This window comes from Ruegeria sp. (genome assembly GCF_040830605.1).
Classification (GTDB): domain Bacteria; phylum Pseudomonadota; class Alphaproteobacteria; order Rhodobacterales; family Rhodobacteraceae; genus Ruegeria.
The window spans coordinates 379,430-404,799 of sequence record NZ_JBFOMD010000003.1 but is presented as its reverse complement, the minus strand read 5'-3'; the positions used below and the strand labels follow the sequence as shown (position 1 = coordinate 404,799).

General features: G+C 61.3%; 26 protein-coding genes. 18 read left to right on the top strand and 8 right to left on the bottom strand.

Features of this window, described 5'->3' with window-relative positions; all coding sequences use genetic code 11:
- Window positions 1–100: 100 nt before the first annotated feature.
- Genes AB3N21_RS05875 through AB3N21_RS05865 form a run of 3 tightly spaced genes read left to right on the top strand, consistent with a single transcriptional unit; the run spans window position 101 to window position 2,315 of the window.
- Window positions 101–1,195 (top strand): histidinol-phosphate transaminase, encoded by a 1,095-nt coding sequence (locus tag AB3N21_RS05875; protein WP_367934331.1) that lies wholly within the window; start codon window positions 101–103, stop codon window positions 1,193–1,195.
- The gene (locus AB3N21_RS05870; RefSeq protein WP_367934330.1) at window positions 1,195–1,743 is read left to right on the top strand and encodes a decarboxylase; all 549 of its coding nucleotides are present in this window, start codon (window positions 1,195–1,197) and stop codon (window positions 1,741–1,743) included. The genes AB3N21_RS05875 and AB3N21_RS05870 overlap by 1 nt, the downstream gene beginning before the upstream one ends.
- Complete coding sequence (locus AB3N21_RS05865) at window positions 1,740–2,315, top strand: thiamine pyrophosphate-dependent enzyme (protein WP_367934329.1); 576 nt, start codon at window positions 1,740–1,742, stop codon at window positions 2,313–2,315. Before AB3N21_RS05870 ends, AB3N21_RS05865 begins: the two co-directional genes overlap by 4 nt.
- Window positions 2,316–2,319: 4 nt before the next feature.
- On the opposite strand, the gene AB3N21_RS05860 is transcribed toward AB3N21_RS05865, so the two are convergent.
- From AB3N21_RS05860 to AB3N21_RS05850, 3 genes are read right to left on the bottom strand one after another with little or no spacing between them, the layout of a single operon-like run.
- Complete coding sequence (locus AB3N21_RS05860) at window positions 2,320–3,708, bottom strand: MATE family efflux transporter (RefSeq protein ID WP_367934328.1); 1,389 nt, start codon at window positions 3,706–3,708, stop codon at window positions 2,320–2,322.
- Between the two features lie 12 nt (window positions 3,709–3,720).
- The gene (locus AB3N21_RS05855; protein ID WP_367934327.1) at window positions 3,721–4,308 is read right to left on the bottom strand and encodes a helix-turn-helix domain-containing protein; all 588 of its coding nucleotides are present in this window, start codon (window positions 4,306–4,308) and stop codon (window positions 3,721–3,723) included.
- 12 nt (window positions 4,309–4,320) lie between these two features.
- Window positions 4,321–4,899 carry a carboxymuconolactone decarboxylase family protein gene (locus AB3N21_RS05850; RefSeq protein ID WP_367934326.1) on the bottom strand — a complete coding sequence of 193 codons (579 nt, stop codon included), beginning with the start codon at window positions 4,897–4,899 and terminating at the stop codon, window positions 4,321–4,323.
- Between the two features lie 305 nt (window positions 4,900–5,204).
- Between AB3N21_RS05850 and AB3N21_RS05845 the strand changes: the two genes are divergently transcribed.
- Genes AB3N21_RS05845 through AB3N21_RS05830 form a run of 4 tightly spaced genes read left to right on the top strand, consistent with a single transcriptional unit; the run spans window position 5,205 to window position 8,611 of the window.
- A complete protein-coding gene (locus tag AB3N21_RS05845; RefSeq protein WP_367934325.1) occupies window positions 5,205–5,951 on the top strand; it encodes an amino acid ABC transporter ATP-binding protein in 747 nt (248 codons plus the stop codon).
- Window position 5,952: 1 nt separating this feature from the next.
- Window positions 5,953–6,795, top strand: coding sequence for an amino acid ABC transporter permease (locus tag AB3N21_RS05840; RefSeq protein ID WP_367934324.1), 843 nt, complete (start codon window positions 5,953–5,955; stop codon window positions 6,793–6,795).
- 37 nt (window positions 6,796–6,832) lie between these two features.
- Complete coding sequence (locus AB3N21_RS05835; RefSeq protein ID WP_171173319.1) at window positions 6,833–7,666, top strand: transporter substrate-binding domain-containing protein; 834 nt, start codon at window positions 6,833–6,835, stop codon at window positions 7,664–7,666.
- A 57-nt stretch (window positions 7,667–7,723) separates the two neighbouring features.
- Window positions 7,724–8,611 (top strand): amino acid ABC transporter permease, encoded by an 888-nt coding sequence (locus AB3N21_RS05830; RefSeq protein ID WP_367934323.1) that lies wholly within the window; start codon window positions 7,724–7,726, stop codon window positions 8,609–8,611.
- On the opposite strand, the gene AB3N21_RS05825 is transcribed toward AB3N21_RS05830, so the two are convergent.
- Both AB3N21_RS05825 and AB3N21_RS05820 read right to left on the bottom strand, forming a co-directional pair.
- Window positions 8,608–9,501 carry a LysR substrate-binding domain-containing protein gene (locus AB3N21_RS05825; RefSeq protein WP_367934322.1) on the bottom strand — a complete coding sequence of 298 codons (894 nt, stop codon included), beginning with the start codon at window positions 9,499–9,501 and terminating at the stop codon, window positions 8,608–8,610. The two genes, AB3N21_RS05830 and AB3N21_RS05825, sit on opposite strands and share 4 nt — an antisense overlap.
- Window positions 9,502–9,582: 81 nt before the next feature.
- Window positions 9,583–10,161: a helix-turn-helix domain-containing protein gene (locus AB3N21_RS05820; RefSeq protein ID WP_367934321.1), complete on the bottom strand. Its 579-nt coding sequence runs from the start codon at window positions 10,159–10,161 to the stop codon at window positions 9,583–9,585.
- Window positions 10,162–10,272: 111 nt separating this feature from the next.
- Between AB3N21_RS05820 and AB3N21_RS05815 the strand changes: the two genes are divergently transcribed.
- The 6 genes from AB3N21_RS05815 (at window position 10,273) to AB3N21_RS05790 (ending at window position 16,705) form a co-directional block, all read left to right on the top strand.
- Window positions 10,273–11,523: an FAD-dependent oxidoreductase gene (locus tag AB3N21_RS05815; RefSeq protein WP_367934320.1), complete on the top strand. Its 1,251-nt coding sequence runs from the start codon at window positions 10,273–10,275 to the stop codon at window positions 11,521–11,523.
- Between the two features lie 12 nt (window positions 11,524–11,535).
- On the top strand, window positions 11,536–11,793 hold the full coding sequence (locus AB3N21_RS05810) for a sarcosine oxidase subunit delta (RefSeq protein ID WP_367934319.1): 258 nt from the start codon (window positions 11,536–11,538) through the stop codon (window positions 11,791–11,793).
- Window positions 11,783–14,698 (top strand): sarcosine oxidase subunit alpha family protein, encoded by a 2,916-nt coding sequence (locus AB3N21_RS05805; RefSeq protein WP_367934318.1) that lies wholly within the window; start codon window positions 11,783–11,785, stop codon window positions 14,696–14,698. Before AB3N21_RS05810 ends, AB3N21_RS05805 begins: the two co-directional genes overlap by 11 nt.
- Before the next feature lies 1 nt (window position 14,699).
- A complete protein-coding gene (locus AB3N21_RS05800) occupies window positions 14,700–15,197 on the top strand; it encodes a sarcosine oxidase subunit gamma (RefSeq protein ID WP_367934317.1) in 498 nt (165 codons plus the stop codon).
- A gap of 14 nt (window positions 15,198–15,211) precedes the next feature.
- Window positions 15,212–15,607, top strand: coding sequence for a RidA family protein (locus AB3N21_RS05795; RefSeq protein ID WP_367934316.1), 396 nt, complete (start codon window positions 15,212–15,214; stop codon window positions 15,605–15,607).
- 168 nt (window positions 15,608–15,775) lie between these two features.
- On the top strand, window positions 15,776–16,705 hold the full coding sequence (locus tag AB3N21_RS05790; RefSeq protein ID WP_367934315.1) for an AEC family transporter: 930 nt from the start codon (window positions 15,776–15,778) through the stop codon (window positions 16,703–16,705).
- A gap of 15 nt (window positions 16,706–16,720) precedes the next feature.
- On the opposite strand, the gene AB3N21_RS05785 is transcribed toward AB3N21_RS05790, so the two are convergent.
- From AB3N21_RS05785 to AB3N21_RS05775, 3 genes are all read right to left on the bottom strand, one after another.
- Entirely contained in the window at window positions 16,721–17,044 is a 324-nt protein-coding gene (locus AB3N21_RS05785) for a non-heme iron oxygenase ferredoxin subunit (RefSeq protein WP_217351625.1), read from the bottom strand.
- Window positions 17,041–17,994, bottom strand: a complete 954-nt coding sequence (locus tag AB3N21_RS05780) for a fatty acid desaturase family protein (RefSeq protein ID WP_367934314.1) — start codon at window positions 17,992–17,994, stop codon at window positions 17,041–17,043. Before AB3N21_RS05780 ends, AB3N21_RS05785 begins: the two co-directional genes overlap by 4 nt.
- A 162-nt stretch (window positions 17,995–18,156) precedes the next feature.
- Window positions 18,157–19,245, bottom strand: coding sequence for a hypothetical protein (locus AB3N21_RS05775; RefSeq protein WP_367934313.1), 1,089 nt, complete (start codon window positions 19,243–19,245; stop codon window positions 18,157–18,159).
- Between the two features lie 92 nt (window positions 19,246–19,337).
- Between AB3N21_RS05775 and AB3N21_RS05770 the strand changes: the two genes are divergently transcribed.
- The 5 genes from AB3N21_RS05770 (at window position 19,338) to AB3N21_RS05750 (ending at window position 25,364) form a co-directional block, all read left to right on the top strand.
- Window positions 19,338–20,276 (top strand): LysR substrate-binding domain-containing protein, encoded by a 939-nt coding sequence (locus AB3N21_RS05770; RefSeq protein WP_367934312.1) that lies wholly within the window; start codon window positions 19,338–19,340, stop codon window positions 20,274–20,276.
- A 96-nt stretch (window positions 20,277–20,372) separates the two neighbouring features.
- Window positions 20,373–21,401 carry a Rieske 2Fe-2S domain-containing protein gene (locus AB3N21_RS05765; protein ID WP_367934311.1) on the top strand — a complete coding sequence of 343 codons (1,029 nt, stop codon included), beginning with the start codon at window positions 20,373–20,375 and terminating at the stop codon, window positions 21,399–21,401.
- Window positions 21,402–21,669: 268 nt separating this feature from the next.
- The gene (locus AB3N21_RS05760) at window positions 21,670–23,256 is read left to right on the top strand and encodes a peptide ABC transporter substrate-binding protein (RefSeq protein ID WP_367934310.1); all 1,587 of its coding nucleotides are present in this window, start codon (window positions 21,670–21,672) and stop codon (window positions 23,254–23,256) included.
- 67 nt (window positions 23,257–23,323) lie between these two features.
- Window positions 23,324–24,241, top strand: a complete 918-nt coding sequence (oppB, locus tag AB3N21_RS05755; protein ID WP_171173305.1) for an oligopeptide ABC transporter permease OppB — start codon at window positions 23,324–23,326, stop codon at window positions 24,239–24,241.
- A complete protein-coding gene (locus AB3N21_RS05750) occupies window positions 24,234–25,364 on the top strand; it encodes an ABC transporter permease (protein ID WP_367934309.1) in 1,131 nt (376 codons plus the stop codon). Before oppB ends, AB3N21_RS05750 begins: the two co-directional genes overlap by 8 nt.
- Window positions 25,365–25,370: the final 6 nt, after the last annotated feature.

Below are 25,370 nucleotides of genomic sequence, written 5' to 3'. Positions count from 1 at the left end.
CCATGGACGTCTCGTAACTAGTCATATCATAACTTAAATGAAAATGAATTTCCAAAATACGCCGTTTGTGTGATTTAATGAGGTGCAGAGGGAGGAACCCATGCCCACACCGACACCGCGCCCGGGAGTTGACCGGATCAAGGCCCATATGCTGGGTGCCGGACCAAGCGGAGAGCGCCCGCCCGCGATCCTGCTGCATTCGAATGAAAGCGTGTACGGGGCAAGCCCGCATGCGCTGGCCGCCACCCGCGCTGCTGTGACCGGGATCGAGCGCTACCTCGAGATGCCGGATCGTCTGATGACGCCTGCCATTGCTGAATGTCACGGGCTGGACGCGGCGTGCATCACGGTGGGCCATGGCTCGGACGACCTGCTGGCCCGCGCGGCCCGTGCCTTTCTGAGCCCGGGCGACGAGCTGATCCGTAGCGCGAATGGGTATCTCAAGGTGCCGAACTATGCCCATGCCAACGATGCCGAGGCTGTCTCGGTGCCGGATGACGATTTTGTCCCTTCGGTGGATCGGATGATTGCGTCGGTGACCGAACGCACTCGCATTGTTTATCTCGCCAACCCCGAAAATCCGGCAGGCACCTATCTGAGCGGCGCCGAGATCCGGCGCTTGCATGCTGCGCTGCCCGAAAATGTGCTGCTGATCCTCGACTGCGCCTATGAGGAATATGTAACTGCAGAGGATTATGAGCCCGGCCATGTGCTTGTCGCGGAAGCCAAAAATGTGATCGTCACGCGCACGTTTTCAAAGATTTACGGGCTGGCCGGGGCGCGGGTTGGTTGGGTCTATGGCAATCCAGACATCATCGACTCCATCCGCCGAGTCGGCGTGACCTTTCCGCTGGCCACCCCCTCGGCGGCGGCGGTTCTGGCGGCGCTGGAGGACCCGCGCCATGTGGCCATGGTCCGGCGTCAGAACCAGCGGGAGCGTGAGGCACTGACTGCGCGTCTCTCGGCCATGGATTTGCATGTCGTTCCCAGCCAGACCAACTTTCTGCTGGTCCGGTTTCCCGATCCAAGCCGGTCCGCAGCGGCTGTTCACGACCACCTGCGGGCGAGGGGCATTCTGGTACGCCGCTTCGCTTCTCCGGCCTATGCAGACTGCATCCGGATCACTTTGGGCTTTCCACATGAAAATGCAGCCTGTGCCGACGGAATCGACACGTTTCTGAACGGAGGCGCCTGATGGTCGCGACTTCCAACTCTACGGTTGATGCCCCTTCCGTTCCCCATCCCAGCGGCGCGGCGATCCTGGCCGCGATCAAGGCGGCGGGCGTGCGTGAGGTCGTGGCGGTGCCTGACATCGTGACCAGCGACGGCTTGCTCTGGCCCATCTCGCACGACCCGGATTTCCGGCTGACGCGGCTCTGCAAGGAGGATGAGGGCGTCTCGATCTGTGCGGCAATGTCCTTTAACGGCACCCGCGCGGTGCTGATGATGCAACAGACCGGGCTAATGGACTCACTCAACGCCATCCGCGCTATTGGCATGGATTATGAAATGCCGGTAGTGATGCTGGTGGGGCTGCAGGGGAAGGAGCCGCATCTGCCGCCGGAGCAATCCTCGGTCTATGGCGTGCGCATCGTGCAGCCGGTACTGCGCGCGATGGAGATCAGCCATTCTCTGATCGAGGCGCCCGGGGACGAGGCGCATATACCCGAGGCTGTCGACCGCGCGTATGCCCTCTCCCGCCCCCACATCTTCCTCGTCGGCCGCGCGCCGGAGGCCTCATGACCATTCCCCGCGATCAGGCCCTGACCGCCCTCGCCCCGCATGTCCGCGATGAAGATATCGTCGTGGCCGTCTACCAGACGAATTTCGACTGGATGGCACTCAACTCCCGACCACTGAACTATGTCGCCGTGGGGGCGATGGGACAGGCCTCTTCTCACGGGCTGGGGTTAGCACTGGCCAATCCCGACCGGAGGGTGTTCGTCTTTGACGGTGACGGCAGCCTGCTGATGAACCTCGGATCGCTGGTGACGATTGCCGGGTCCGGGGTGACGAACCTGCACCATCTCTTGTTCGCAAACCGGACCTACGAGGTGAACGGTGCGCATCCACTGCCTGCTGCCGACAAGGTGGATTTCGAGGGCTTCGCCCGCGCCGCCGGATACCGCGAAAGCCGCAGCTTTTCCGATCTTGAGACGTTCCGTGCTGCCCTGCCCGGATTCATCGACACGCCCGGACCGCAGATGACGGTGCTCGAAATCGTGCCGGGCGCGCCTTATCCCCGTGACTATGCCTATATCCACGGCGCAGAAGCGCGCCAGAGGTTTCGTGATGCATTCAAGGCGCCCCGCTGACCACTCAAGCGGCCACGCTTTGTGGCGCCCGCCAAAGCCCGCCCATCTCGCGGCGGCCCACGCGGGTTGCGATCATCAGCGAGACCATCCAGCCGGTGATCACCGCGCAGGCGGTGCCGAACCAGACGCCGATTTCGCTGAACCCCCAGATGCCAACGAACAGCCAGACAAAGAACGCAATTCCAAAGCCTTGCCGGTACAAGCTAATCCAAACCGTCCAGATCGGCCGCTTGAGCGCCTGCAGGAAAGAGTTGATGGCAAAGAGCATCATGTAGAACGGCAGGATGACGCTATCGACCCTGAGATAGGTGAGCCCGACGCGGATCACTTCGGGATCGTCGGTAAAGAGGCTCAGCACCGGGCCGCCGAAGATCCACAGGGCTGGGCAGGCGATGGCAGTCATGACAAAGCCGACCTTCCAGCAATAGAACAACGCCTCGCGCACGCGGGCAAAATTGCGGGCTCCGAAGTTCTGCGACGCGATGGGCAGCAGCGCACCGGTTACACCGAGAACCGGCAGCAGCAGGATCTGCTCCAGCCGGATGGCGACGCCAAAGCCCGCGATGGCGTGCTGGCCAAAACCCTTGAGCGCGAATTGCATCACAAAGCCCGACAGGAACATGACCAGCATCGACACGGCGACCGGCAGCGCCTGAACCGAGATCTCGCCGAATTTCGCCGGGCGCGGGGTGAAATTCGCGGCGCGCAGCCGGGCCATCGTCCGCAATCGCAGGACCTGACGGATCAGGTAAAGCATCACGCCGGTCTGGCTGATGACGGTCGAGACCGCCAGCCCGTCAAAGCCGATGCCCGGCATCAGCCCCGGAATGCCATAGATCAGCAAGGGATTGAGCCCGATATTGGCGAAGAACGCCACCATCAGCGCCCGCTGCATCGAGCGCCCGTCGCCATGGGCCTGCAGGATGCCGTTGCAGCCAAAGGCCACCAGAAACCCTGGCAAGGCCAGCGACAAAAACAGGTAATAACGGATCCCGGCATCGCGGTACTCACCGGGCTCAGAGACCAGTTGGATGATCGCCGGGCCGTACCATTGTCCGGCCACCGCAAGCACCATCGCGGCAAGGACACCATAGCTCATCCCCTGCGCCGCCAGCCGCCGCGCCTTGCGCCGGTCGGCTGCCCCCAGCGCGTTGCCGACCAGAGCACCCATCGCCGCGCCGAGGCCCACTCCTACCGAGATGGCGATGTAGAAGGCCTGAAACCCGAGCGACAGCCCCGCCTGCGCACTGGTCGACAGCAAACCGGCAAAGAACATGTCCACGATGTTGTAGAGCGTGTTGAACAGCATCCCGATGGCCGCCGGCACCGCAAGCGTGCGGAAATGCCCAGCGATGGCACCTCGGGTCAGGTCATGGTCGATGGGGCTGGCCATGGGTGGGCACTCTCAGGGTCGTTCGGCCTGAACGGTCAGGAACACGAACTCGGGGGTCAGCACTTCGATAAAGCCGTGGTTGAGCTCGGCATCGACACTGATGCTGTCGCCCGCGCGCAGGGTGAAGCGATTCTGCCCGTAACGATAGATCGCCTCGCCTTCGAGCACCTGCACGAAAACGACACCGTGCCCGACATATGTGGGCGGCTGACCGCCATCGCGCAGCAGCGTGACCTGCCGGGCCTGGAACCGCAGATCCTTGCGCGCATGCATGGCCAGGTTGACATATTCATGGCTATGCCCGTCGGCGATACGGGTCGATTTCAGCCCCTCGCCGTGGCGGACCAGCGTGTAATCAGTGTGATCCGTGCGCGCCTCACGGAAGAGCGAGACAATCGGCACTTCCAAAGCCTCAGCCAGCGCGGCCAATGTACCGATCGAGGGCGAGACCAGCCCGTTCTCGATCCGGCTGACCATCGCCGCCGAAATCCCCGACTGATCCGCCAGCCAGCGCGCCGACTGTCCCCGGCTCTGGCGCAGCTCTTTCAGCGAGGCGCCGATGGCCCTGTCTATCTTTCTGCCGGGGGGGTCCGTCTGCATCGCGCAGGCCCTTCACTCGCTTTTGTAATACCCGACCACATCGCCGTCGGTCGTCACGCCAAGTCCGTTAAGCAGGCGGTTAGCGTAGTTGAAATAACAGACGATCTGGTTGATCTCGAGGATCTCGCCATCCTCCCAGCCGGCCGCCTTGAGGATGACCACATCGTCCTCGGCAATCCCGCCGGGCGAAAGCGTCAGTTTCTCGGCATAGCGCAGGGCGGCCAGTTGTGGGCCCTCGAACGCATCCTGCGGCCTGCGTCTCTGCAACGCCACCTCAACCGCTTCGGCGCGTGCCTCGTCGCCGATCAGGTGGCGGGCATTGGTCCAGTGGTTAGCGTAGGAATAGGGGCATTCGTTCAGGGTCGAGACATACGAGCTGATCACTTCCTGAAACCACATCGGCACGGTGTTGGTTTCGTCATGCAGGCAGGCTCGGTAGAGGATCACATGCCCGTTCATCGTGTTGGGCCGCAGCGAGTGTACCCGCATCACGTTGTCCACAGTCCCGTGCGGCGTCCGCGCCAGGTCCAGGGCCGCCTTCAGCCGGTCATCGGCATCTTCGTCGGAAATCATCCTGATCCACGCAGACATTCACGTCTCCTCCCCTTACGATCTGTTGGTCTTTTGGCGGTCGATAGGCAGTCCACCCAGTTTTGTATTGACGAATATTGCATATTACGCAACCATATTAAACATCGCGCAACAAAACTGGGGGACTTGAGGCCGGTGTCCATACCCTCCACCCAATTGCTTCGCCGCCCGGTCTTCCGATTTCGGGGCGTGTTACGCGACTCAGCCCGCAGAACTGGATGTGTGTCGCCGCCTCGGGCGCCATCCCAAATCCGCAATTCGAACGGACGGCAGATCATGTTGTCCCGAAACGTGACAGGCCCGATATGACTCAGCCAGCCCCCATGATCGAGGTCTCGAATCTGGACAAGTTCTATGGTTCGTTTCACGCGCTGAAAGATATTGACCTGACTGTCCATCAGGGGGAAAAGGTTGTGATCTGCGGGCCGTCAGGGTCGGGCAAATCCACACTGATCCGCTGCTTCAACGGGTTGGAATGGCACAACTCCGGGCGGTTGGTGATCGACGGGATCGAGGTTTACGAGGGCGCCAAGGAAATCCGTGACCTGCGGCAGGAGGTCGGGATGGTATTCCAGCAGTTCAATCTGTTCCCGCATCTGACCGTATTGGAAAACCTGACCATCGGCCCTATGAAAGTACGCAGGATCCCGCAGACGCAGGCGGAAGAGACCGCGCGCAATTATCTCGAACGCGTCCATATCCCGGAACAGGCCGACAAATATCCCGCGCAGCTTTCCGGCGGCCAGCAGCAGCGCGTCGCCATAGCCCGCTCTCTCTGCATGGAAACCCGGATCATGCTGTTTGACGAGCCGACTTCGGCGCTGGACCCCGAAATGATTAACGAGGTTCTGGATGTGATGGTCGAGCTTGCCGACACCGGCATGACAATGGTCGTCGTCACCCACGAGATGGGCTTTGCCCGCAAGGTTGCCGACACGATGGTGTTCATGGAGGAAGGCCGGATCGTCGAAGTTTCGCCGCCCGAGCAATTCTTCACCAATCCGTCCAGCGAACGCTGCCGTCTGTTCCTGGATCAGATTCTGGAGCACTGAGATGGATGTGAGCCGAATATCGGGCGTTAAGGGCGCACCGCTGCCGAAGCCCCCGGCGATCCAGCGCTTTTTCGACTCGGTGCCGGTCTCGGTCGCGATCTATGTCATCGTTGTCGGGCTGATCGTCTACGGCTCGTTCACCGGCGCCCAGAACATGGGCTACAACTGGCAATGGTATCGCATCCCGCAATATCTCTACTCGTTCACCGATGACGGGTTCCAGTGGGGCGAGATCATGATCGGTCTTGTCGCCACGCTGCAACTATCGGTCACCGCCTTTGCGCTCGCCACGGCCCTCGGCCTGCTGGTGGCGTTGCTGCGGCTGTCGGGGCTGATCGTCGGGTCGGCAGTGGCGGTGGGGTTTCTGGAGTTGATCCGCAACATCCCGCTGCTGGTGCTACTTTATCTCTTTTACTACGTGCTCGGCCCGATCTTCGGGTTCGACCGTTATACGGCCAGTATTCTGACGCTCGCTGTGTTCCATGCGGCCCTGATCTCGGAAATCCTGCGCGCCGGGATCAATGCAGTCCCCCGGGGCCAGTGGGAGGCCGCGAAATCCATCGGGATGACGCAATTCCAGACCTACCGCTATATCGTGTTGCCGCAGTCGGTGCGCTTCATGCTGCCGCCGATGACCGGCGAGGTCGTCCACCTGATCAAATCCTCGGCCATCGTCAGCGTTATTGCTGTCGCCGAGTTGACCACCATCGGGCGGAACATCATTTCCGACACTTACATGAGCTTTGAAATCTGGTTCACCGTCGCCGCCGTCTACATGGCCGTGACGCTGATCCTGTCTGCCGGCGTGTCCTATCTGGAGCGGAGATACTCAGTCGATCAATAACCACACAAAGACCGCTCAAACCACAAGGAGGTAACCCATGAAGTTTTCCAGAAGAATGCTCGGGCTCGCCCTCGCGGCGACGGCTGCCACCGGCCTTGCCCTTCCGGCGTCCGCGCAGAGCACCACGCAGGGTTTGTCAAGCGAAAGCGTGATCGAGACCATCAAGCAGGACGGTGTGATCCGCATTGGCCTGTCGCTGTTCGTACCGTGGTCCATGCGTGACAAGAACGGCGATCTGATCGGGTTCGAACTGGATGTGGGCCGGCAACTGGCCGAGGACATGGGCGTCGAGGTCGAATTCGTGCCGACTGCTTGGGACGGCATCATCCCGGCGCTGGTTTCGGGTAATTTCGACGTGATCATCTCGGGCATGTCGGTGACCGCGCAGCGCAACCTGACCATCAACTTCACCGATCCCTATGCCTATTCGGGGCTGGCGATTCTGGCCAACAAGTCGATGACCGAAGGCATGTCGCTTGAGGATTTTAATAAGCCCGAAATCACCTTCGCCGCACGCCGTGGTGCGACACCGGCCGCGGTGATCGCCGAGAACTTCCCAAACGCGACGCTGCTGTTGTTCGATGAGGATGGCGCCTCGACCCAGGAGGTTCTGAATGGCAACGCACACGCCTCGATGGCGGCACAACCGACGCCGAACCGCGAGGCCGGACGCAATCCGGAGACGCTGAGCGTACCGTTCGAAAACCTCTACGATCCGCGCGGCGAGGCCTTTGGCGTACGCAAGGGGGATCCGGACGCGATGAACTACTTCAACAACTGGATCGCCCAGCAGTGGCGCAGCGGCTGGTTGGAAGAGCGTCACAACTACTGGTTCGCCACCGAAGAATGGGCGGATCAGGTCGCGCAGTAACCATCTGAAACACGGGGCGCCGGGCACCGATCCGGCCCCCGTACCGAGGACCCGCCGGTGCAGAATTTCGTCAAAAAACTGAAATGGCCCGATTACCTGATCCTGGCGCTGCTGGTCGGGTTCTTCGGATATATCTGGTACTCGATAGAAGGAACCCTGAACTACAAGTGGCGGTGGGAACTGATCCCCGGCTATATCGTCGGCTGGCACTCGGGGCGCGAGGAGTGGTTTGCCAACCTGCTGCTGCAGGGGCTAGCCGCCACGGTTCGCATCAGCATCTACGCAAGCATCCTGGCCTTGATCCTGGGCACGATCCTCGGTGTTGCCCGCTGCTCGGCAAATCTGACCGTGCGGATGCTGGCGCGCACTTATCTGGAATTCCTGCGCAATATCCCGCCCGTTGTGGTGGTCTTCATCTTCTTCTTCTTCCTGTCGCAGCAGCTGATCGAGGCGCTTGATCTGGAACGCTGGGCCCGGGGCATCGCGCGGCAGGAGGATATCGGCGTCTGGGAGTTCTTCTTTGGCGAGATGCGGCGGTTCCCGTCGCTGGTCTCGGGCGTCATCGTTCTGGCGCTGTTCGAAAGCGCCTTTGTCGGCGAAATCGTACGCGCGGGCATCCAGTCGATCCCGCGCGGCCAGCGCGAAGCGGCGCGGTCCATCGGCATGAGCCGGGTACAGGAGTTGCGCTATATCGTGCTGCCGCAAGCGATGAAACGGGTGGTCCCGCCCCTGGCAAACCAATTCATCACGCTTATCAAGGACAGCTCGATCATCTCGCTGATTTCGGTTCAGGAGCTGACCTACAAGACGGTTGAACTCGTTGCCTCGTCTCGAATGATCTTCGAGGCATGGATCACCACCGCCGCCTTCTATTTCCTCGTCTGCTTCACCCTGTCCCGTGTCTTTGCCCGGCTGGAAAAACGCGGCAAGGCAGGAGAGCGTTAGGCGGTCGGCGCAACCCGGTCGCGGGCGAGCGCAAGGAACTCCTCGGCAGGCGCTGAAAGCGGGCGTTTGCCTGACCAGATCAGCACCGCCTTGAAATCCAGAGGCGCTGCAAAGGGTACCGCAAGGCAGCCTGCCACCGCCTCCAATTGGGCCGGAGTCGCTGCCACGAGGGATACACCAAGCCCGCGCGCAACAAGCTGACAGATCGCGTCCGTTGTCCGGGTCTCGAACCGCAGGCTGCGCGTGATCCCCTGCTTGTCGAACAGGCGGTCGATAGCGTGGCGAAACCGGGACCCGGCAACATAGGAGACATAGCTTTCGCCTGCCAAATCCTTGGGCTGGATCGATGTCTTCCCGGCCAGAGGGTGACTTATCGGCAGCACGCAGGACACCTCGCCCCGGTGCAGGATCAGACTGTTCAGCGCCGAATTGGAGGGTTCGCTGGTGGACAGCCCAAAATCATGGTTCTGCGAGACCAGCCATTCGACGGTATCGTCATTGGCCTCGATCTCCATCCGGGTCATGACCTTGGGTCGTCTGGCCGCAAAATCCGCAATCAGGTCGGGGGCAAGCTGGCTGGCAAAGGTCGGCGTAGTGACAAGGCGCAGCATGGCGTGGCCGAAGGTGCCGATCACGGCGGCAGCGTCCTTGATATGCTCCATGCCACTGACCGCCTGACGCACTTCGACCACCAGCAGGCGGCCCTCTTCGGTGGGCACCAGTCCGCGCCCCTCGCGCTGGAAGAGGGCAAAGCCCACCTCAGCCTCAAGATCCGAAATCAGCCTGCTGACCGCCGGTTGCGAGATGCCCAGCATCTCGGCGGCCTCAGTCACCGAGCCCGAGGAGATGACGGTGCGAAACGCATCGACCTGCCGGAACGTGATTTTCATGGTCCCTCCGCTTGCGCCCCGGCTCTGTGGCCGGTTTCCGCCCTTTATGACGGCGCGGCGGGGCAGGTGCAAACCTTGCGGCTAGTCAGGGCGGGAAGAGACCGTGATGAACTCCACATGATCGCCGTCAATCTCGGAAAACCCATGTGGCAGCTTGGCATCGAAACTCAGCGTATCGCCCTCGTTTATCTCGAAACGTTCCGAGCCGCAGCGATAGGTGGCCGCGCCCGAAAGGATGAACAAGAACACGTGGCCCTCGTGTTGGTAGGTCGGCAGCGTGCCCGCCTCGTCCCGGTCTATGCGAATGCGAGCAGCCTGAAAACTGCCGCCCGGGCCGCCATGCTTGCCCAGCAGCAAGTATTCGTGGACGTGGTTCGGCGCCACTCGGCGCGACGGCAGCCCCTGCCCTGCCCGGACATGATGCACATCGGCGGTATGATCGTTCTGGGCCAACAGTGCCATCGCAGGAACCGACATCGCCTCGGCCAGCGCACCCAAGGTCGAAAGCGAGGGCGAGACCTGACCGTTCTCGATCCGGCTGATCATTGCTGCCGATACGCCCGAGGCGTTGGACAGGGCCGTGACGGTCAACCCCCTCTCCTGCCGCAGCCGGTTCAACGCCCGCCCGACCGCAATGTCGATACCCGATTGCTCTGCCATTCTGCCCTCCGGCCGGTTGCCGCTCATTCCTTCAATACCGTTTCGCCCGGCACTCTGCGAGTGGTGGAATCACTTGACTGAATTTTACCAGTGGTAAAATATATGCACATTATGCAAAGATTCAATGTTGCCTCCCTGATCTGGCACGGGCTGAACAAGCACAAGGGCTGGGCCCGCGCCTGGCGCAGCCCGCCATTGAAAGACCGTTACGATGTCATCGTGATCGGCGCGGGCGGACATGGGCTCGCGACCGCATACTATCTGGCCAAGGAGCACGGCATCACCAATGTGGCTGTGCTCGAACGCGGCTGGCTAGGCGGCGGCAACATCGCCCGCAACACGGTCACCGTGCGGTCGAACTACATGCGCGATGCCTCGATCCCGTTCTACGTCAAGTCGGTCGAGATGTTCGAAGGGCTCACGGATGAGCTGAACTTCAACCTGATGCACTCGAAACGCACCATGATCGACGTGGTGCAGACCTATCCCAAGATGCGCGAGCTGCGGCGGCGGCAGTTGACGATGGACATCTACGGCTCGACCTATCGGCAGATCAGCGAGGCCGAACTGCGCCGTCGTGTCCCCGCGCTGACCGGAGGCGGGCCGGATGCGCGGCTGCCGGTGATCGGTGGGATGGTGCATACGGATGCGGGCGTGAACCGGCATGACGCCGTGGCTTGGGGCTATGGCCGCGCCATCGACGCGATGGGGGTGGAGATCCACCAGCAGACCGCCGTCAAACAGCTGATCCGGGCACAGGACGGCGCCATCGAGGGGGTTGAGACCACACGCGGCATCGTGCGCGCGGATAAGGTTGTGGTGGCCGTATCGGGGCACACCACGACGCTGACCGAAACGGCGGGGCTGAAACTGCCGCTGCGCACGATGAACCTGACGGCCTTCGTGTCCGAGCCGGTCAAACCGCTGGTCGATGTGATCGTGAACTGCCCCGATTCAGGTTTCTATTTCAGCCAGTCCGACAAGGGCGAGATGGTGATCGGCGGCGCCCCGGACATGGGCCAGAGCTTTCGCCGCGACATCAAGCAGCATGTGTTCGAGGATACTGTGACCGCGATGCTGTCGCTGTTTCCTTCGTTCAAGAGGCTCAAGCTGATGCGACAATGGGGCGGGCATCTGGATATCGCCCACGATGCCTCACCCATCATGGACCAGACCGACGTGCCGGGGCTGTTCATCACCGCCGGTTGGTGGGGCGGTTACAAAGCCATTCCGGCGGGCGGCCTGACACTGGCGCATCTGGTCGCCACCGGACAGCCGCATCCGCTGATGGCGCCGTTTACGCTCAGCCGCTTCCGTCACCTCGACTACGTGATGGAAACCGGCACCACCACCGCCAGATAAGGAGAGCACCGCATGTTGTTGATCCCCTGCCCCTTCTGCGGTCCGCGCAATGAAAGCGAGTTCGCCTTTGGCGGCCCGGTCAAACCCGGTCGCCCCGATCCCAATGCGACCTCCAACGCCGATTGGGTGGCCTATCTGACACAGGTGCCCAACCCGCTCGGCCCGGTGCAGGAGCGGTGGTGGCACGTCCGCGGCTGCGGCACGTGGCTGACCATCTGGCGCGACACCCGCACCCATAACATCGTGGAAGGCCCCGCCGATGCAGGTTGACCGATTGCCCCAAGGCGGCCGGATCGACCGATCCCGGCCTCTCTCCTTCACCTTTAACGGGCGACAGCTGTCCGGGTTCGAGGGCGACACGCTGGCCTCGGCCCTTCTGGCCAACGGGGTCCACCTAACCGCCCGCAGTTTCAAGTACCACCGCCCGCGCGGGATCGTCGGATCGGGCCCCGAGGAGCCATCAACACTGGTGGAACTCGAAGGCGAGGATGCGTCGGCCAATCAACCGGCGACCACGGTTCGACTGCGCGACGGGCTCAGCGCGCGGTCAGTGAATTGCTGGCCCTCACCCGGCTTCGATCTGGGCGGGATCAACCAGCTTTTCGCGCGTTTCCTGCCGGCTGGGTTCTATTACAAGACGTTCAAGTGGCCGAACTGGCATCTTTATGAGCCCTCGATCCGCAAGGCCGCCGGACTGGCGGGCGCCCCCGCAGAACCGCCTGCGGAGGGTCATTTCGAGAGCCGTTTCGCCCACGCCGATCTGCTGATCGCGGGCGCCGGGCCTGCCGGTCTAATGGCAGCACTGGTCGCGGGCCGGGCGGGTCTGCGCGTCATGCTGGCCGATGAGGGCATCGAGGCCGGAGGCAGCCTGCTGTCGCGCAAGCTCACCATCGGCGGGCAGGAGGCGATGACCTGGGTAAGCGAAACCGTCACCGAACTGGCCGCAATGCCCAATGTCACTCATCTGCAGAACGCGACGGTCTGGGCTTATCGCGAACACAACTACCTGATGGTGAACGAACGCGCGCCGGAGAACCCCGGCTTGCTGGAGCGTAACTGGCGGGTGCGGGCGCGCCATGTCATCACCGCCACCGGCGCCATCGAGCGCAGTCTGGTTTTCGGCAACAACGACCGCCCTGGCGTGATGCTGGCAGGTGCGGCGCAGACCTATGCCAACCGTTTTGCAGTCCGACCCGGCAAGCGCGCGGTGGTCGTTACCAACAACAACAGCGCCTACTCGGCAGCTGCTGATCTGCGTGCCGCCGGAGTGGAGATTGCCGCCATCATCGACATCCGCCGTGACGTGCCGGATGCGGCGCGCGCGCTGGTACCGGACACCGAGATTCTGTCTGCCCATGTCTTGACCACAGCCCTCGGGCACCGCCATGTGCGCGCGGTCGAAATAGCCCCCATTGGCGGAGACGCCACCCGCCGCATATCCTGCGATCTGTTGGCACATTCCGGAGGCTGGAACCCAGCTGTCCACCTTTTCTCCCAATCGCGCGGCACGCTGCGCTATGACGAGACACTGGCCAGTTTCCTGCCCGATCAACCCGCGCAGAATACTATCTGTGCCGGTGGCGCGGCGGGCGCTTTGACACTGGCCGAGGCGCTGCGTTCTGGGGCCAAGGCGGGAGCAAGAGTCGCAGGTGTGCAAGCTCCTGAGTGCCCGGATGCTGACGATCTGCCCTATGCCATCGAACCGCTCTGGCGGGTCGAGACCGCGCGCGGCAAGGCGTTTCTGGACATTCAGAACGACGTTTCGGTCGATGACGTCCACCTCGCCCTGCGTGAAGGCTATGACAATGTCGAGCATGTCAAACGCTACACCACCGGTGGGATGGGGATCGATCAGGGCAAGACCGGCAATATCAACATCATCGGCACCGTGGCGCTAAAACAGGGCCTGCGGCTCGACGAGGTCGGCACCACCACCTTTCGCGCGCCTTATACACCCGTTTCCTTCGGCGCCATCGGAGGCATACGTGGGGAAAGCGTCGTCCTGCCCTACCGCCACACGCCGATCACCGAATGGAACCTCGCGCAGGGCGCCTTCATGTACGAGGCAGGTGCACGCTGGCGCCGCCCGGGCTATTTCCCGCGTCCCGGCGAGAGCTTCCAGGACACCGTAAACCGCGAATGCCGGGCGGTGCGTGAGGGCGTCGGTGTCTATGACGGCTCGCCTCTGGGCACATTCGAGCTGAAGGGCCGCGATGCGGGCCGGTTCCTCGACCACCTCTATACCAACGTCATGTCGACGCTGAAACCGGGCCGGTGCCGCTATGGCCTGATGCTGACCGACGACGGCCTTATTCTGGATGACGGCGTTGCGCTTCGGTTGGATGAACATCGCTGGATTGTCTCGACCTCGACCGGTCATGCGGATGTGGTGAATTCGCATATGGAGGAACTGCTGCAGACGCAGTTTCCCGACTGGAACGTGTTCATCACTACCGTCACCAGCCAATGGAACAATGCCACCATCTGCGGGCCCAAGGCGCGCGAGGTGATGGCGGCACTTGAAGGCGATATCGATCTCTCTCCCGAAACGCTGCCTTTCATGAGCTTTGCCGAGGGCACCGTCGCCAGATTGCCCGCCCGCGTGGTTCGGGTGAGCTTCACCGGCGAGCTGTCCTTTGAGGTCAACGTCGCCCCCCGCCACATGCGTGCACTGTGGGACGCGATCATGGAGGCCGGGGCACCGTTCGGGATCGGGCCCATCGGGTCCGAGGCCAACCATATGCTTCGCGTCGAAAAGGGCTTTCTGTCGCTGGGGCATGAGGTGGACGGCACCGTCGACCCGCATGACCTCGGCATGGGTTGGGTGATGTCAAAGAAGAAACCCGACTATCTGGGCAAACGCTCGGTCGCCCTGCGCCGCGCGGGCGATGCGGTGCGGCGCGAGCTGGTGGGCGTGCGACCGACCGACCCCAACCGCCAGATCCCCGAGGGCGCGCCGCTGACCCCGGGCGGTGAGCGCAAACCGACCGAGGGGCTGGTCACGGCCTGCGTCTGGAGCGTGGTTCTGAACCGGTGGGTGGGGCTGGCCCTGCTGGAACGCGGGGCGTCGCGCCATGGGGAAACCGTGCATGTCCGGCTGACCGACGGCACCATCCCGGCGGAAGTAACCGCGCCCATCTTCTACGATCCTCATGGCGGAAGGCTAAAATCCTGACATGGCTTACGACGCTACAATCGACAGGCTCCCCCTTTCGGCCCTTTTTGATTTGAAGGGCAAAGGCGAAGCCCTGGCCGAGTGGTCCAAGGGCACCCTGCCTGCCCTTCCTCAGGCGCCCAACAGCCTGAGCCGTGCGGACGGCATGGCGCTTTGCTTCATCGGCCCGGACCACTGGATTCTGCGTGCGGACGCAGAGCATGAGGCCCAACTGGAGGCGGCGCTGAACCTCAGCCAGTCCCCGCCCGAAATCAGCATCGTGACCATATCCGACACGCTTACTTTCTTTCGCATCGCCGGGCCGGACGCAGATCAGATCATGCCCATCGGCTGCCCGCTGGATCTGCATATCTCCAAATTCGGCCCCGATGCCGTCAGCTTTACCGAGTTCTTCGGCCTCAAGGCGCTTGTCATGCGCTGCGAAGGCGGGTTCGATTGCGGGGTAGAGCAGAGTTTCGGTGACATGATCGCCGATTATCTCGTCCGCGCCATGGCCTGACAGGAGGAGCGCAGATGTCCCGCACCCATATCCACAAATACGAAACCCGCTACCACGCAAAGGCGACCTATTCCAAAGCCATCCGCGCGCGTGGCGATCTGGTGGTAATGCAGGGTCAGGTCGGCACCCTGCTGGACGGCACGGTGGTGGGCGAAGGCGACCCCGGCAAACAGGCCGATCAGGCCTGCCGCAATATTGACCGCTGGATGCGCGAGGCAGGCGGCAGTCTGAAGGACGTGGTCAAGCTGACCGTTTATGTCACCGACATCTCTTATCGCGGCCCGGTTTACGAGGCGATCAACCGCTGGTTCGAGGGCGTGCATCACTGCTCGACCGGCGTCGTGGTTAGCGCGCTGGCCGATCCCGCCCTGCTGGTCGAGATCGACGCCATGGCGGTGATCGACGATTAGAGCACTTCGCAAAAAACTCTACACAATCCGCATCACCTAACGCGTTGAAATCTTTGATTTCAGGCAGCGTTTGGTGATTCAAGTATTTTGCGAAGTGCTATAGAGCCTCGCCAATCCCGCCGGATCGTCCTATGGCAATCGGAACCGCATCCTTGGCCGAGACCGCCCATGTTCGCCATCCTCACTTCGATCCTGCCGATCTTTCTGATCATCGCGCTTGGCCATCTGCTGCGTCGGGGCGGCATTCCCAGCACCGAGTTCTGGAACCTCAACGACAAGCTGGTCTACTGGGTGCTGATGCCCTGCCTGATGTTCAATAAGATCTCGGTGGCGTCGTTGAGCAGCGCAGCGCTTAGCGATTATGCTCTTACGTTGTTGGGCGGGCTCGCGGCAGCAGTACTCTTTGCGCTGATCGCCAGCCGTGTCATGGGATACCCGCCTGCAAGAGCCACTTCAGTGCTGCAAGGGGCGGCGCGCCACAATTCGTTCATCGGGTTGGCATTGGCGGCAAACCTGTTCGGTCCGCAGGGGTTTGAAACCGCAATTCTCGCTTCGGCCATCCTGATCCCGGTTACCAACGTCACCATCGTCGTCTTGATGGTGACCACCTTGCAGCCCGGCAGGCGCGGCAGCTTGCCTCTGGCGATATTGCGGGACCTTGCGCGCAATCCGCATATCATCTCGATCTCGCTTGCCCTGCTCGCCAACCGGTTCGTCAGTCAGCCGGTCCCGGTATTGCACGAGATGACCGGAATTCTGGGGGCCGCGGCGCTTCCGATAACGCTGCTTGCCGTTGGCGCCAATCTGCGGGTGCGCGCGATGGCGGCCAGCGTTACTCCGCTGGCATTGGCCTTTATCGGCAAGCTGCTGGTTTACCCGGCGGTCACTTTGGCCATCGGTCTGGCCCTCGGGCTGCCTGGAGATACGCTTGAGATCGCATTGGTCTATTCTTTGGTGCCGACCGGTGTCACAGCCTATACCTATGCGCGCCAACTCGGCGGGGATGCGCCGCTGATGGCGGCGATTGTCACGCTTCAGACCCTCGCCGCCCTGCTCACGATCCCGCTGTCGCTTTACATCCTGCTGCCGCTGATCTGACGGCGGCAGGCCGCGTCAAATCCTGACCTGCACCATGCCGTTTTCGACCCGCGTTGGAAACACCCGCATCGCCCGCGTTGCCGGGGCCGAGACCGGCTTACCGTCGCGCACGTCGAACGCCCCCTGATGTAAAGGGCACTCGATCACGTGGCCGTCGAAATAACCGTCGCACAGATCGGCTCCGCCATGGTTGCACAGCGCCAGCGAGGCGTAGATCCCGCTGGGCGTGTCATAGATGGCCAGCTTGCGCGCGCCGATCTGCACCCGGGTCACCCAGTTCTGCTCCAATTCGGACAGACCGATCACATCCCGCCAGGGTTTCTCTGCCGCGATATTCATGCCTCTGCCCCCTTTGCTGGACGTCCGAGGATCTGACGCAGAATATCCAGATGCGCCCCGAGATAACCACGCGGCTCTACATAGATGTGATCGCACAGCTTTTCGTGCAACCGAGGCAGCGCGTGATAAGGCACCGAGGCAACATAGTGATGCTCGGCATGGTAATTCATGTTCCAGCACAGAAACCGCCATGGCGCCGAGACCAGATTGGTGCGGGTGTTCTCGTGCATCTGCGGCACCGTCGGGCGCCCGACATGTTCGGTCATGCGTACGAAGCGCATCACCGGTTCGCCTAGAATCATCGGGATGATCCAGTACCAGATCAGACCCCACCAGCCGGTCACTGCCATACCAATGAGCAGCGCGGCATATATCGCCAGCATCATCCGCGCGTCACGGTAGACGGCTGCATGTTCAACCTTGGGAATAAACCGCCGCTCTGAGTCGGAAAGCTGGCCCCTTGCGTGACGGAACACTTCGGTGAACTTGACCTTCCAATAGGGCAGTGCCGAGAGATAGAGCAGGTATTCGCCAAGGCTCTTCGGCAGCGGGATCAGTTCGGGGTCGTCACCGGTCAGTTGCGTATAGGTGTGGTGGTCGCAATGCTCGTAGCGGAAAAACCGGTGCGGCAGCATGATGATCAGGCCACAGATCTGGCCCACGATGTCGTTAAGACGGCGGGTCCGGAACACGGTGTAGTGCACGCACTCGTGCTGCAGAGAAAAGTGATGTACCAGCACGATCCCCTGCAGGAACATCGAGGGCCAGATCAGCCAGCTATCCCAGGCCAGCGTGATCAGCGTGGTGGTCGCGGCCAGAACCAGCACCCACAGCACCAGCTTTCTCAGCGCCGGTCCGTTCGAGCGCTGCGTGAATGTCTTCAGCTCCTCGCGCGATAGCTTTCCTTCGGCCAAGGCCTGAGTAAGCGGCGTGACGATTGCGTCTGTCATGTGATTTCTCGTATTTCATGCCAGCACGGGTCATTTCGATCCTGCAGCGCTGGCGCCGGAGACGGGAGTGCTCCGCACCATGGGGACCGGTTCGTCTCGGCCCCATTAATCAAGGATTTTGTCGCCCTTGTGCGATTCGATCAAGCATCCGGCTGCACGGGCCTAGCCGACGGCTTGAAACCCGATATCCCAGTCCGGGTGTTCGAACAGCGCGGCGGCGCAGGGGTATTTGCCCAGAATTCCGGGGCCGTCGGGCAGCTGTTCGGCGTGGAACACACCGCAATCCCAATAGGTCACACCGTCGATCACGATGGTCGGGTCGATGACATTCCAACTGATCTCGCCCGGGGCATAGGCACCGCATGTGTGAAAGTGCAGGATGCGTGGATTGCCAAAGGCCGAGCCGCCCCAACGCTCGAAATTCTCACGCATGTCCCACGGATAGCCACAGCCTGGGTGGATGCCCGCGTGCCAAGAATGCACGAAGTTCCGGTCGATACCGAACAGCGACGCCACCCGATCGTAATGGGCGTTGGCCCTCGCCACATCTTTCGCGGAACCCTCAAAACCGGTCAGACGACCAGACTGCATCAGGGCGTGGACGGGGCCGTCGAATTCGATGGTGTAGTCATCGTAATACTTCGACCCGGTGCCGGTCAGGAACCCCGACAGCGCGACCCGCCCCGAAAAACTATACGCCGGGACCGGCGTGAAGACTGACATCGGAAAACGCAGGATCGAAGTATCGCCCTCGGGCCGCAGGTTCATCTCGGGCCGCCCTGTCACATCGGTGCCCGCCGGGCAGCTCAAGTGGACCTCCTCGGCCTCGTTCAGAACGGTGTTGATTGCATGCTTGATCTCCATGAAGGCATCGTGATGCCCGTTGGAGAAACCAGACCCGAACAGGGCGCGATTTACCGCGAAGCTGACAATGATCTTCTTGTCCTGAGGCATGTCGGAAAACCGCAGTTGGTCGCCCAGACGCGCCAGGAACAGGATGATGTCGGCCGCCTCGAACTGGCGCAGCAGGCTTGGGGTTAAATGTGGAGTGTGCGGGTCAAACCCTACATCGACGGTTTCGACGTGCAGTCCCAGTTCGCGGGCCTGGCCCGCCACGCAGTCCACAGCGTCGCTGTCGAAGTACCCGTATTCGGACGGCTCATAAGCGATCAGCAGGCGATCGCCTGCCTGTGCCTTGGCACAGTTCAAAAGCAGGTTGCGCGCACCGCGCTCAGGCGTGATGTCAGACATGCTTAGTTCCGGCGAAATTTCAAAGCAATTATCGCTGACGACATCCATGGAACCAGTTGAAAGTCATAATATTTGACATTAGCGTCACTTATATGATCATCAATCTGCCCTACTCTGCCCTGCGCGCATTCGAGGCGGTTGTGCGCCACACCAGTTTTTCCACGGCCGCTGCCGAGTTGGGTGTCAGTCAGAGCGCCGTCAGCCAGCATGTGAAGGCTCTAGAAGAGTGGCTGGGACAGGACCTGCTGATGCGGGGTGCCCGCCAATCCATGCCCACACGCGAGGGCGAGCAATTGGCACAGGCAATTTCCGAAGGTTTGGGGCGGATTTCGAATGTTTGTGAGGCGATCCGGGATCGGCATCGGGATGCCCAGACGGTGACGATCAGTTGCCTGCCGGGTTTTGCCTTTACCTGGCTCTTCCCCCGTCTTTTGCGGTTTGACCTCGCCCACCCACACCTGTCGATTTCAATTGCAACCGATACCGGTCAGCGTCCTTTTTCGGGCCTGAACGCCGATATCGGTATTCGTTACGGTCTGGGCAACAACCCCGGATACCATGTCGAGCGATTGATGGAAGAACGGCTGTTTCCGGTCTGCGCCCCCTCGATGCTTGAGGGGGAAAATGCGCTGCGTAGCGTTGTAGACCTGGCCAATTTCACGCTTTTGCAGGATGAAAACCTGGATTTCGGAATGTCTAATCCGACGTGGGATTTTTGGGCGCGTGAGGTTGGCGCGACCCTACCTTCCAACCTGCGAACCCGGCGTTTGGGCCAGTCGAACATGGTGGTTCAGGCCGCCATCGAAGGGTTGGGTGTCGCACTTGGCCGGGAGCCTCTAGTCATTGACGCGCTTTGTGATGGACGGCTGGTTCGGCCTTTCCCTGAGGTCACAAAATCTCCGCTGTCTTATTGGCTTGTACGTCGGCGCGAAACGGATGACGGCGGCAAGGTGGCAGAATTTCTGTCCTGGATTCACTCCGAAGTTCAGGCTCAACCCGACATTCCGGACCCAGCGTGTGTTTTGAATTAGAACTGCTAATGCTCTGTATAATCATTCCGGCATGGATCGTCCCCTGCCCCTGTCCGATACTGCGTCCAGCCACCGGACAAATGAGAGAGGAAGCAGATGTTTCTGAGAAATTGCTGGTACGTCGCTGCGTGGAGCAAAGATATTGGTCGAAGCCTGAAGGCCGAGACCTTTCTGGGCGAGAACATCGTGCTTTATCGTCAGGAGGATGGCACTCCCGTCGCGCTTGAGGATGCCTGTCCGCACCGAAAGCTGCCCCTGTCAGACGGCAACCTGAAGGGCGATTATGTAGAATGCGGCTATCACGGTCTGACCTTCGACTGTTCCGGGGCCTGCGTCGCCGCGCCAACCCAGCAGAGTGCCATTCCACGACGGGCGGTGGTTCGCTCGTACCCGGTTGTGGATCGCTACCGGCTGCTCTGGATCTGGATGGGCGATCCCGAGTTGGCCGATCCCAACACGATATTCCCCATCGAGAATTTCGACGACCCAAGCTGGGGCCTGACCGATGGTGGCGTGCTGGATATCGACTGTCATTATCTGTGGATCTGCGACAACCTGTTGGACCCCAGCCATGTCGCCTGGGTGCATGTTAGTTCCTTTGCCGGGCCAGGCACCGATGACGAACCGCTCAATGTCGCAAAAACCGACCGGGGCGTTGTGGTGTCGCGCTGGATTGAGAACAAGCCGCCTTCACCCTATTACTCCAAGTTGGTGCGCTTTGACGGCAATTGCGACCGCCTGCAACACTATGAGATGTCCCTGCCCGCCATCGGACTGAACAAGTCGATTTATACGTCGGTCGGCACCGGTGGCTACGCCAAAGAGCCCGTGGACGAGACCTTCATCAACATCTCATACAACTTCATGACCCCGATTGATGAGGACCGGACCCGTTATTTCTGGTTCCAGCATCGCAATTCCGATCCGGAAAATCGCGAAATCTCCGAATTCATGAACAAAGGTGCGTATATGGCGTTCAACGAGGATCGGGAGGTTTTGGAAAAGGTGCATCTGGGCATGAAGCACGCAAAAACGCCGCATATCGACCTCGGCCTGGACGCGGGGGCCAAGCAATTTCGCCTGATCCTGGATCGTGCGATCACGGCGGAAAATGCGGATACTTGAAACAATGCCCCCGACATGCGATCCGCCGAAATTCGAATCGCCTTGCAATCTGAGCGAGAGCAGTCGTTTGGGGCGGCGGGCAGATGCGGACCAATCGGACTGTCGCGAAAATTGCTCAAACTGACGGGTGCAACCTTCTAAAATGTCAATTCTACGCGATAAACCGACATAATCCGCCAATTCGACTTGACCTGACGAAGCCGCTTGAAGTTCGCGAATTGGCGGCTGTACGGTTGTGCATCAACTCGCTTCCAGGGAGGGAGATCTCATGATGACATCCATAAAATCCATGCTCCTGTCCGCGACGATTGTCGCCGGATTGGGAACAGCCGCCTCTGCGGCCACATACATGCGGGGCAATGACGGCAACCCCGAAACGCTTGACCAGCACAAGACCTCAACCGTCGCAGAAGCCAACATTCTGCGTGATCTCTACGAGGGGCTGGTGGTCTACACACCTGCCGCCGAGGTGACGCCCGGCGTTGCCGAAGAATGGGAAGTGACCGATGACGGTCTGGTCTACACGTTCAAGCTGCGTGCAGATGCCAACTGGTCGAATGGCGACCCGGTGACCGCGCAGGATTTCGTCTATTCGCTGCAGCGGATCATGAAGCCCGAGACCGGCGCGAAATACGCCAACATCCTCTACCCGATCCAGAACGCCGAAGCCGTCAACAAAGGTGAAGCGGACGCGGCTGAGATGGGCGTGAAGGCAATCGACGACAAGACGCTGGAAATCACGCTGGCACAGGCCACCCCGTTCTTCATCGAACTGCTGACCCACCAGACCGGCCTGCCGGTGCATCCGGCCTCGGTCGAAGCGCATGGCGCTGATTTCGTGCAGCCCGGCAACATGGTGTCGAACGGCGCATTCACGCTGAAGTCGAACATCCTGAACGACAAGATCGTTCTGGAAAAGAACCCGAACTTCCACGGCGCTGACAACGTGGCGCTGGACGAAGTGAACTATCTGCCTTTTGAGGATCGCGCCACCTGCGTGCGCGCCTGGGAAGCGGGCGAAGTGCACAGCTGCTCGGACCTGCCCGCCGAAGACATCGCGCGTCTGAAGGACGAGCATGGTGACGCGGTGCGCGTGGCCCCCTATCTGGGCACCTATTACTATGCGCTGAACCACAAGGACGAAGTGCTGGCAGACCCCGAAGTGCGTCAGGCCCTGTCGATGGCCATCGACCGTGAGTTCCTGGCCGAAGAGATCTTCCAGAGCACCATGGTTCCGGCACAAAGCTTTGTTCCGCCCGGGATCGGCAACTACTCCGGCGGTTCGCCAGACACTGAGTATTTCGGCATGTCGATGCTGGATCGCGAGGACAAGGCCGCCGAGATTCTGGCCGCCAAGGGTATCTCGCCCGACAGCCCGGTCACCATCGAGCTGATGTATAACACCTCGGAAAACCACAAGAATGCCGCAACCGCGATTGCGGATATGTGGGCCAACCTGGGTGTGAATGTCGAATTCAATGTGCGTGACGCCTCGGCCCACTATGCGCATCTGCGCGACAAGGGCGATTTCGACGTGGCCCGCGCAGGCTGGATCGGCGACTATTCCGACCCGCAAAACTTCCTGTTCATGGTCGAGTCGGACAATGATGGCTTCAACTACGCCAACTACGACAACGCCGAATATGACAAGCTGATGGACGATGCCGCTGCCGAGACCGATCTGGAAGCGCGCGCCGGGATCCTGCAGCAGGCCGAAGGTCTGTTCATGCGCGATCTGCCGTTCATCCCGCTGCTCTACTATTCGTCGCGGTCGCTGGTGTCGCCCAAGCTGCAAGGCTGGGAGGACAACATTCAGAACGTACACGCCTCGCGCTATCTGAGCATCTCGGAATAAGCGCCTGATCCGGCGCCGGGCCATCCTCCCGGCGCCATTTCTTTCCTCTGACCCCTCGGCCAATCCGATGCTCAGCTACGCACTGCGGCGGCTTCTGTCCGCCATTCCCACGCTGTTTATCATCGTCACCGCTGCGTTCTTCATGATGCGCGTCGCCCCCGGCGGCCCGTTCGATCAGGAACGCACGCTTGAGGCGACGGTAATGGCGAACCTCAATGCCACTTTCGGCCTCGATAAGCCGCTCTGGCAGCAATACGCGATCTATCTTGGCAACCTGTTTCAGGGCGATATGGGCCCGTCCTTCATCTACCGGGACAAACGGGTGCATGAAATCCTAGCCGAAGGCCTGCCGATCTCGATGCAATTGGGCGCGACCGCGCTGTTTCTGGCGCTGGTTATTGGCGCTGCGCTGGGATCGTTGGCGGCACTGCGCCAGAACACCCGGACCGATTTCGGCGTGATCGCGATTGCCACATTCGGCATCACGGTTCCGAACTTCGTGGTCGCGCCGGTGCTGTCGCTGGTCTTTGCGGTGATGCTCAGTTGGCTGCCCGCGCAAGGCTGGGGCCAATGGAACCAGATGATCCTGCCGGTGATCGCGCTGGCCCTGCCGCAGGTCGCGGTGGTCACCCGGTTGATCCGCGGCTCGATGATCGAGGCGCTCAGGTCCGACCATGTGCGCACTGCCCGCGCCTATGGCCTGCCAAACCGCATGGTGGTGGTCAAACACGCGCTGCGCGCCGCGATCCTGCCTGCGGTCAGCTACCTAGGCCCTGCAGCCGCAGCGCTGCTGACCGGCTCGATCGTGGTTGAGCAGGTGTTCAACCTGCCCGGCATCGGCCGCTATTTCGTGATCGGCGCGCTCAACCGCGACTATACGCTGGTGATGGGCACTGTGGTGATCGTCGCCCTGTTCGTGGTGATCTTCAATCTGATCGTCGATCTACTCTACGCCGTTCTCGACCCGAGGGTGCGCTATGACTGATATCTCCGTAGATACCGCCCCGGTTTCCGGGGAAAGCCGCTCGCTCTGGGCCACCGCCATGCTGCGGCTCAGGCGCAACAAGGCCGCGATGGCTTCGATCGTGGTACTGATCGTGATGGCGATTGCGGGTGCAATCGGCCCTTTGGTGGCGCCGCATTCCTATTCCGAGGTTTATCCTGAATTCGTCAAGGTCAAACCCTCGCTCAGCCCCTATCCGCAGGAAGCGCAGATCATTCCGGCAGCGGAATCGGCGTTGAGACGTGCCCGGGTCGATCTGGGTGAGATCGAGGTCGAGGGCGGCAAGGTCCGCATCCCGGTCTCAAGCGAGCGCCGCGATCTGGACCCGCGCATCTCGCGCTATCTTGAACGTTCGGATGTGTTCTCAAACGCCGAGATGACCATTGACGCCAACGATCCCAAGAAAGGCGTGATGGAGGCCTCGGTCCAGCAGCTCTATTTCCTGATGGGCACGGATGCGAACGGGCGCGACCTGTTCTCGCGCATCCTGATCTCGCTCAGGATATCGCTGCTGATCGGTGCTCTGGCCACGGCGGTCGCCTTGGTCATCGGTGTGCTTTATGGCGCCACTGCCGGGTTCGTCGGGGGCCGCGTTGACAACGTGATGATGCGGTTCGTCGATGTGATGTACTCCCTGCCCTTTGTGTTCTTCGTGATCCTGCTGATGGTGTTCTTTGGCCGCAATCTGGTGCTGATGTTCCTTGCCGTGGGCGCGGTGGAATGGCTGGACATGGCGCGCATCGTGCGCGGCCAGACGCTCAGCCTGAGGCGCCGCGAATTCGTGCAAGCCGCCGAGGCGATGGGGGTCTCGGGCCGCGCCATCGTGCGCCGCCACATCATCCCCAACACCGCTGGTATCGTGATCATCTACATGACGCTGCTGATCCCGCGCGTGATCCTGTTGGAAAGCTTCCTCAGCTTCCTGGGCCTTGGCGTGCAGGAACCGCTGACCTCGCTGGGCGTGCTGATTTCGGAAGGTGCCAAGAACATGCGGAACGCGCCGTTCATGCTGTTCTACCCGGCGGCCACGATGACCGTTTTGCTGTTTGCCCTGAACTTCCTGGGCGATGGTCTGCGCGATGCGCTCGACCCCAAGGACCGCTGAGATGGA

What these genes read in the sequence shown, in the direction of transcription:
- AB3N21_RS05875 (WP_367934331.1), top strand. Translation starts at nt 101, where the DNA reads ATGCCCACACCGACACCGCGCCCGGGAGTTGACCGGATCAAGGCCCAT.
- AB3N21_RS05870 (WP_367934330.1), top strand. Translation starts at nt 1,195, where the DNA reads ATGGTCGCGACTTCCAACTCTACGGTTGATGCCCCTTCCGTTCCCCAT.
- AB3N21_RS05865 (WP_367934329.1), top strand. Translation starts at nt 1,740, where the DNA reads ATGACCATTCCCCGCGATCAGGCCCTGACCGCCCTCGCCCCGCATGTC.
- AB3N21_RS05860 (WP_367934328.1), bottom strand. Translation starts at nt 3,708, where the DNA reads ATGGCCAGCCCCATCGACCATGACCTGACCCGAGGTGCCATCGCTGGG.
- AB3N21_RS05855 (WP_367934327.1), bottom strand. Translation starts at nt 4,308, where the DNA reads ATGCAGACGGACCCCCCCGGCAGAAAGATAGACAGGGCCATCGGCGCC.
- AB3N21_RS05850 (WP_367934326.1), bottom strand. Translation starts at nt 4,899, where the DNA reads ATGTCTGCGTGGATCAGGATGATTTCCGACGAAGATGCCGATGACCGG.
- AB3N21_RS05845 (WP_367934325.1), top strand. Translation starts at nt 5,205, where the DNA reads ATGACTCAGCCAGCCCCCATGATCGAGGTCTCGAATCTGGACAAGTTC.
- AB3N21_RS05840 (WP_367934324.1), top strand. Translation starts at nt 5,953, where the DNA reads ATGGATGTGAGCCGAATATCGGGCGTTAAGGGCGCACCGCTGCCGAAG.
- AB3N21_RS05835 (WP_171173319.1), top strand. Translation starts at nt 6,833, where the DNA reads ATGAAGTTTTCCAGAAGAATGCTCGGGCTCGCCCTCGCGGCGACGGCT.
- AB3N21_RS05825 (WP_367934322.1), bottom strand. Translation starts at nt 9,501, where the DNA reads ATGAAAATCACGTTCCGGCAGGTCGATGCGTTTCGCACCGTCATCTCC.
- AB3N21_RS05820 (WP_367934321.1), bottom strand. Translation starts at nt 10,161, where the DNA reads ATGGCAGAGCAATCGGGTATCGACATTGCGGTCGGGCGGGCGTTGAAC.
- AB3N21_RS05815 (WP_367934320.1), top strand. Translation starts at nt 10,273, where the DNA reads ATGCAAAGATTCAATGTTGCCTCCCTGATCTGGCACGGGCTGAACAAG.
- AB3N21_RS05810 (WP_367934319.1), top strand. Translation starts at nt 11,536, where the DNA reads ATGTTGTTGATCCCCTGCCCCTTCTGCGGTCCGCGCAATGAAAGCGAG.
- AB3N21_RS05805 (WP_367934318.1), top strand. Translation starts at nt 11,783, where the DNA reads ATGCAGGTTGACCGATTGCCCCAAGGCGGCCGGATCGACCGATCCCGG.
- AB3N21_RS05800 (WP_367934317.1), top strand. Translation starts at nt 14,700, where the DNA reads ATGGCTTACGACGCTACAATCGACAGGCTCCCCCTTTCGGCCCTTTTT.
- AB3N21_RS05795 (WP_367934316.1), top strand. Translation starts at nt 15,212, where the DNA reads ATGTCCCGCACCCATATCCACAAATACGAAACCCGCTACCACGCAAAG.
- AB3N21_RS05790 (WP_367934315.1), top strand. Translation starts at nt 15,776, where the DNA reads ATGTTCGCCATCCTCACTTCGATCCTGCCGATCTTTCTGATCATCGCG.
- AB3N21_RS05785 (WP_217351625.1), bottom strand. Translation starts at nt 17,044, where the DNA reads ATGAATATCGCGGCAGAGAAACCCTGGCGGGATGTGATCGGTCTGTCC.
- AB3N21_RS05780 (WP_367934314.1), bottom strand. Translation starts at nt 17,994, where the DNA reads ATGACAGACGCAATCGTCACGCCGCTTACTCAGGCCTTGGCCGAAGGA.
- AB3N21_RS05775 (WP_367934313.1), bottom strand. Translation starts at nt 19,245, where the DNA reads ATGTCTGACATCACGCCTGAGCGCGGTGCGCGCAACCTGCTTTTGAAC.
- AB3N21_RS05770 (WP_367934312.1), top strand. Translation starts at nt 19,338, where the DNA reads ATGATCATCAATCTGCCCTACTCTGCCCTGCGCGCATTCGAGGCGGTT.
- AB3N21_RS05765 (WP_367934311.1), top strand. Translation starts at nt 20,373, where the DNA reads ATGTTTCTGAGAAATTGCTGGTACGTCGCTGCGTGGAGCAAAGATATT.
- AB3N21_RS05760 (WP_367934310.1), top strand. Translation starts at nt 21,670, where the DNA reads ATGATGACATCCATAAAATCCATGCTCCTGTCCGCGACGATTGTCGCC.
- oppB (WP_171173305.1), top strand. Translation starts at nt 23,324, where the DNA reads ATGCTCAGCTACGCACTGCGGCGGCTTCTGTCCGCCATTCCCACGCTG.
- AB3N21_RS05750 (WP_367934309.1), top strand. Translation starts at nt 24,234, where the DNA reads ATGACTGATATCTCCGTAGATACCGCCCCGGTTTCCGGGGAAAGCCGC.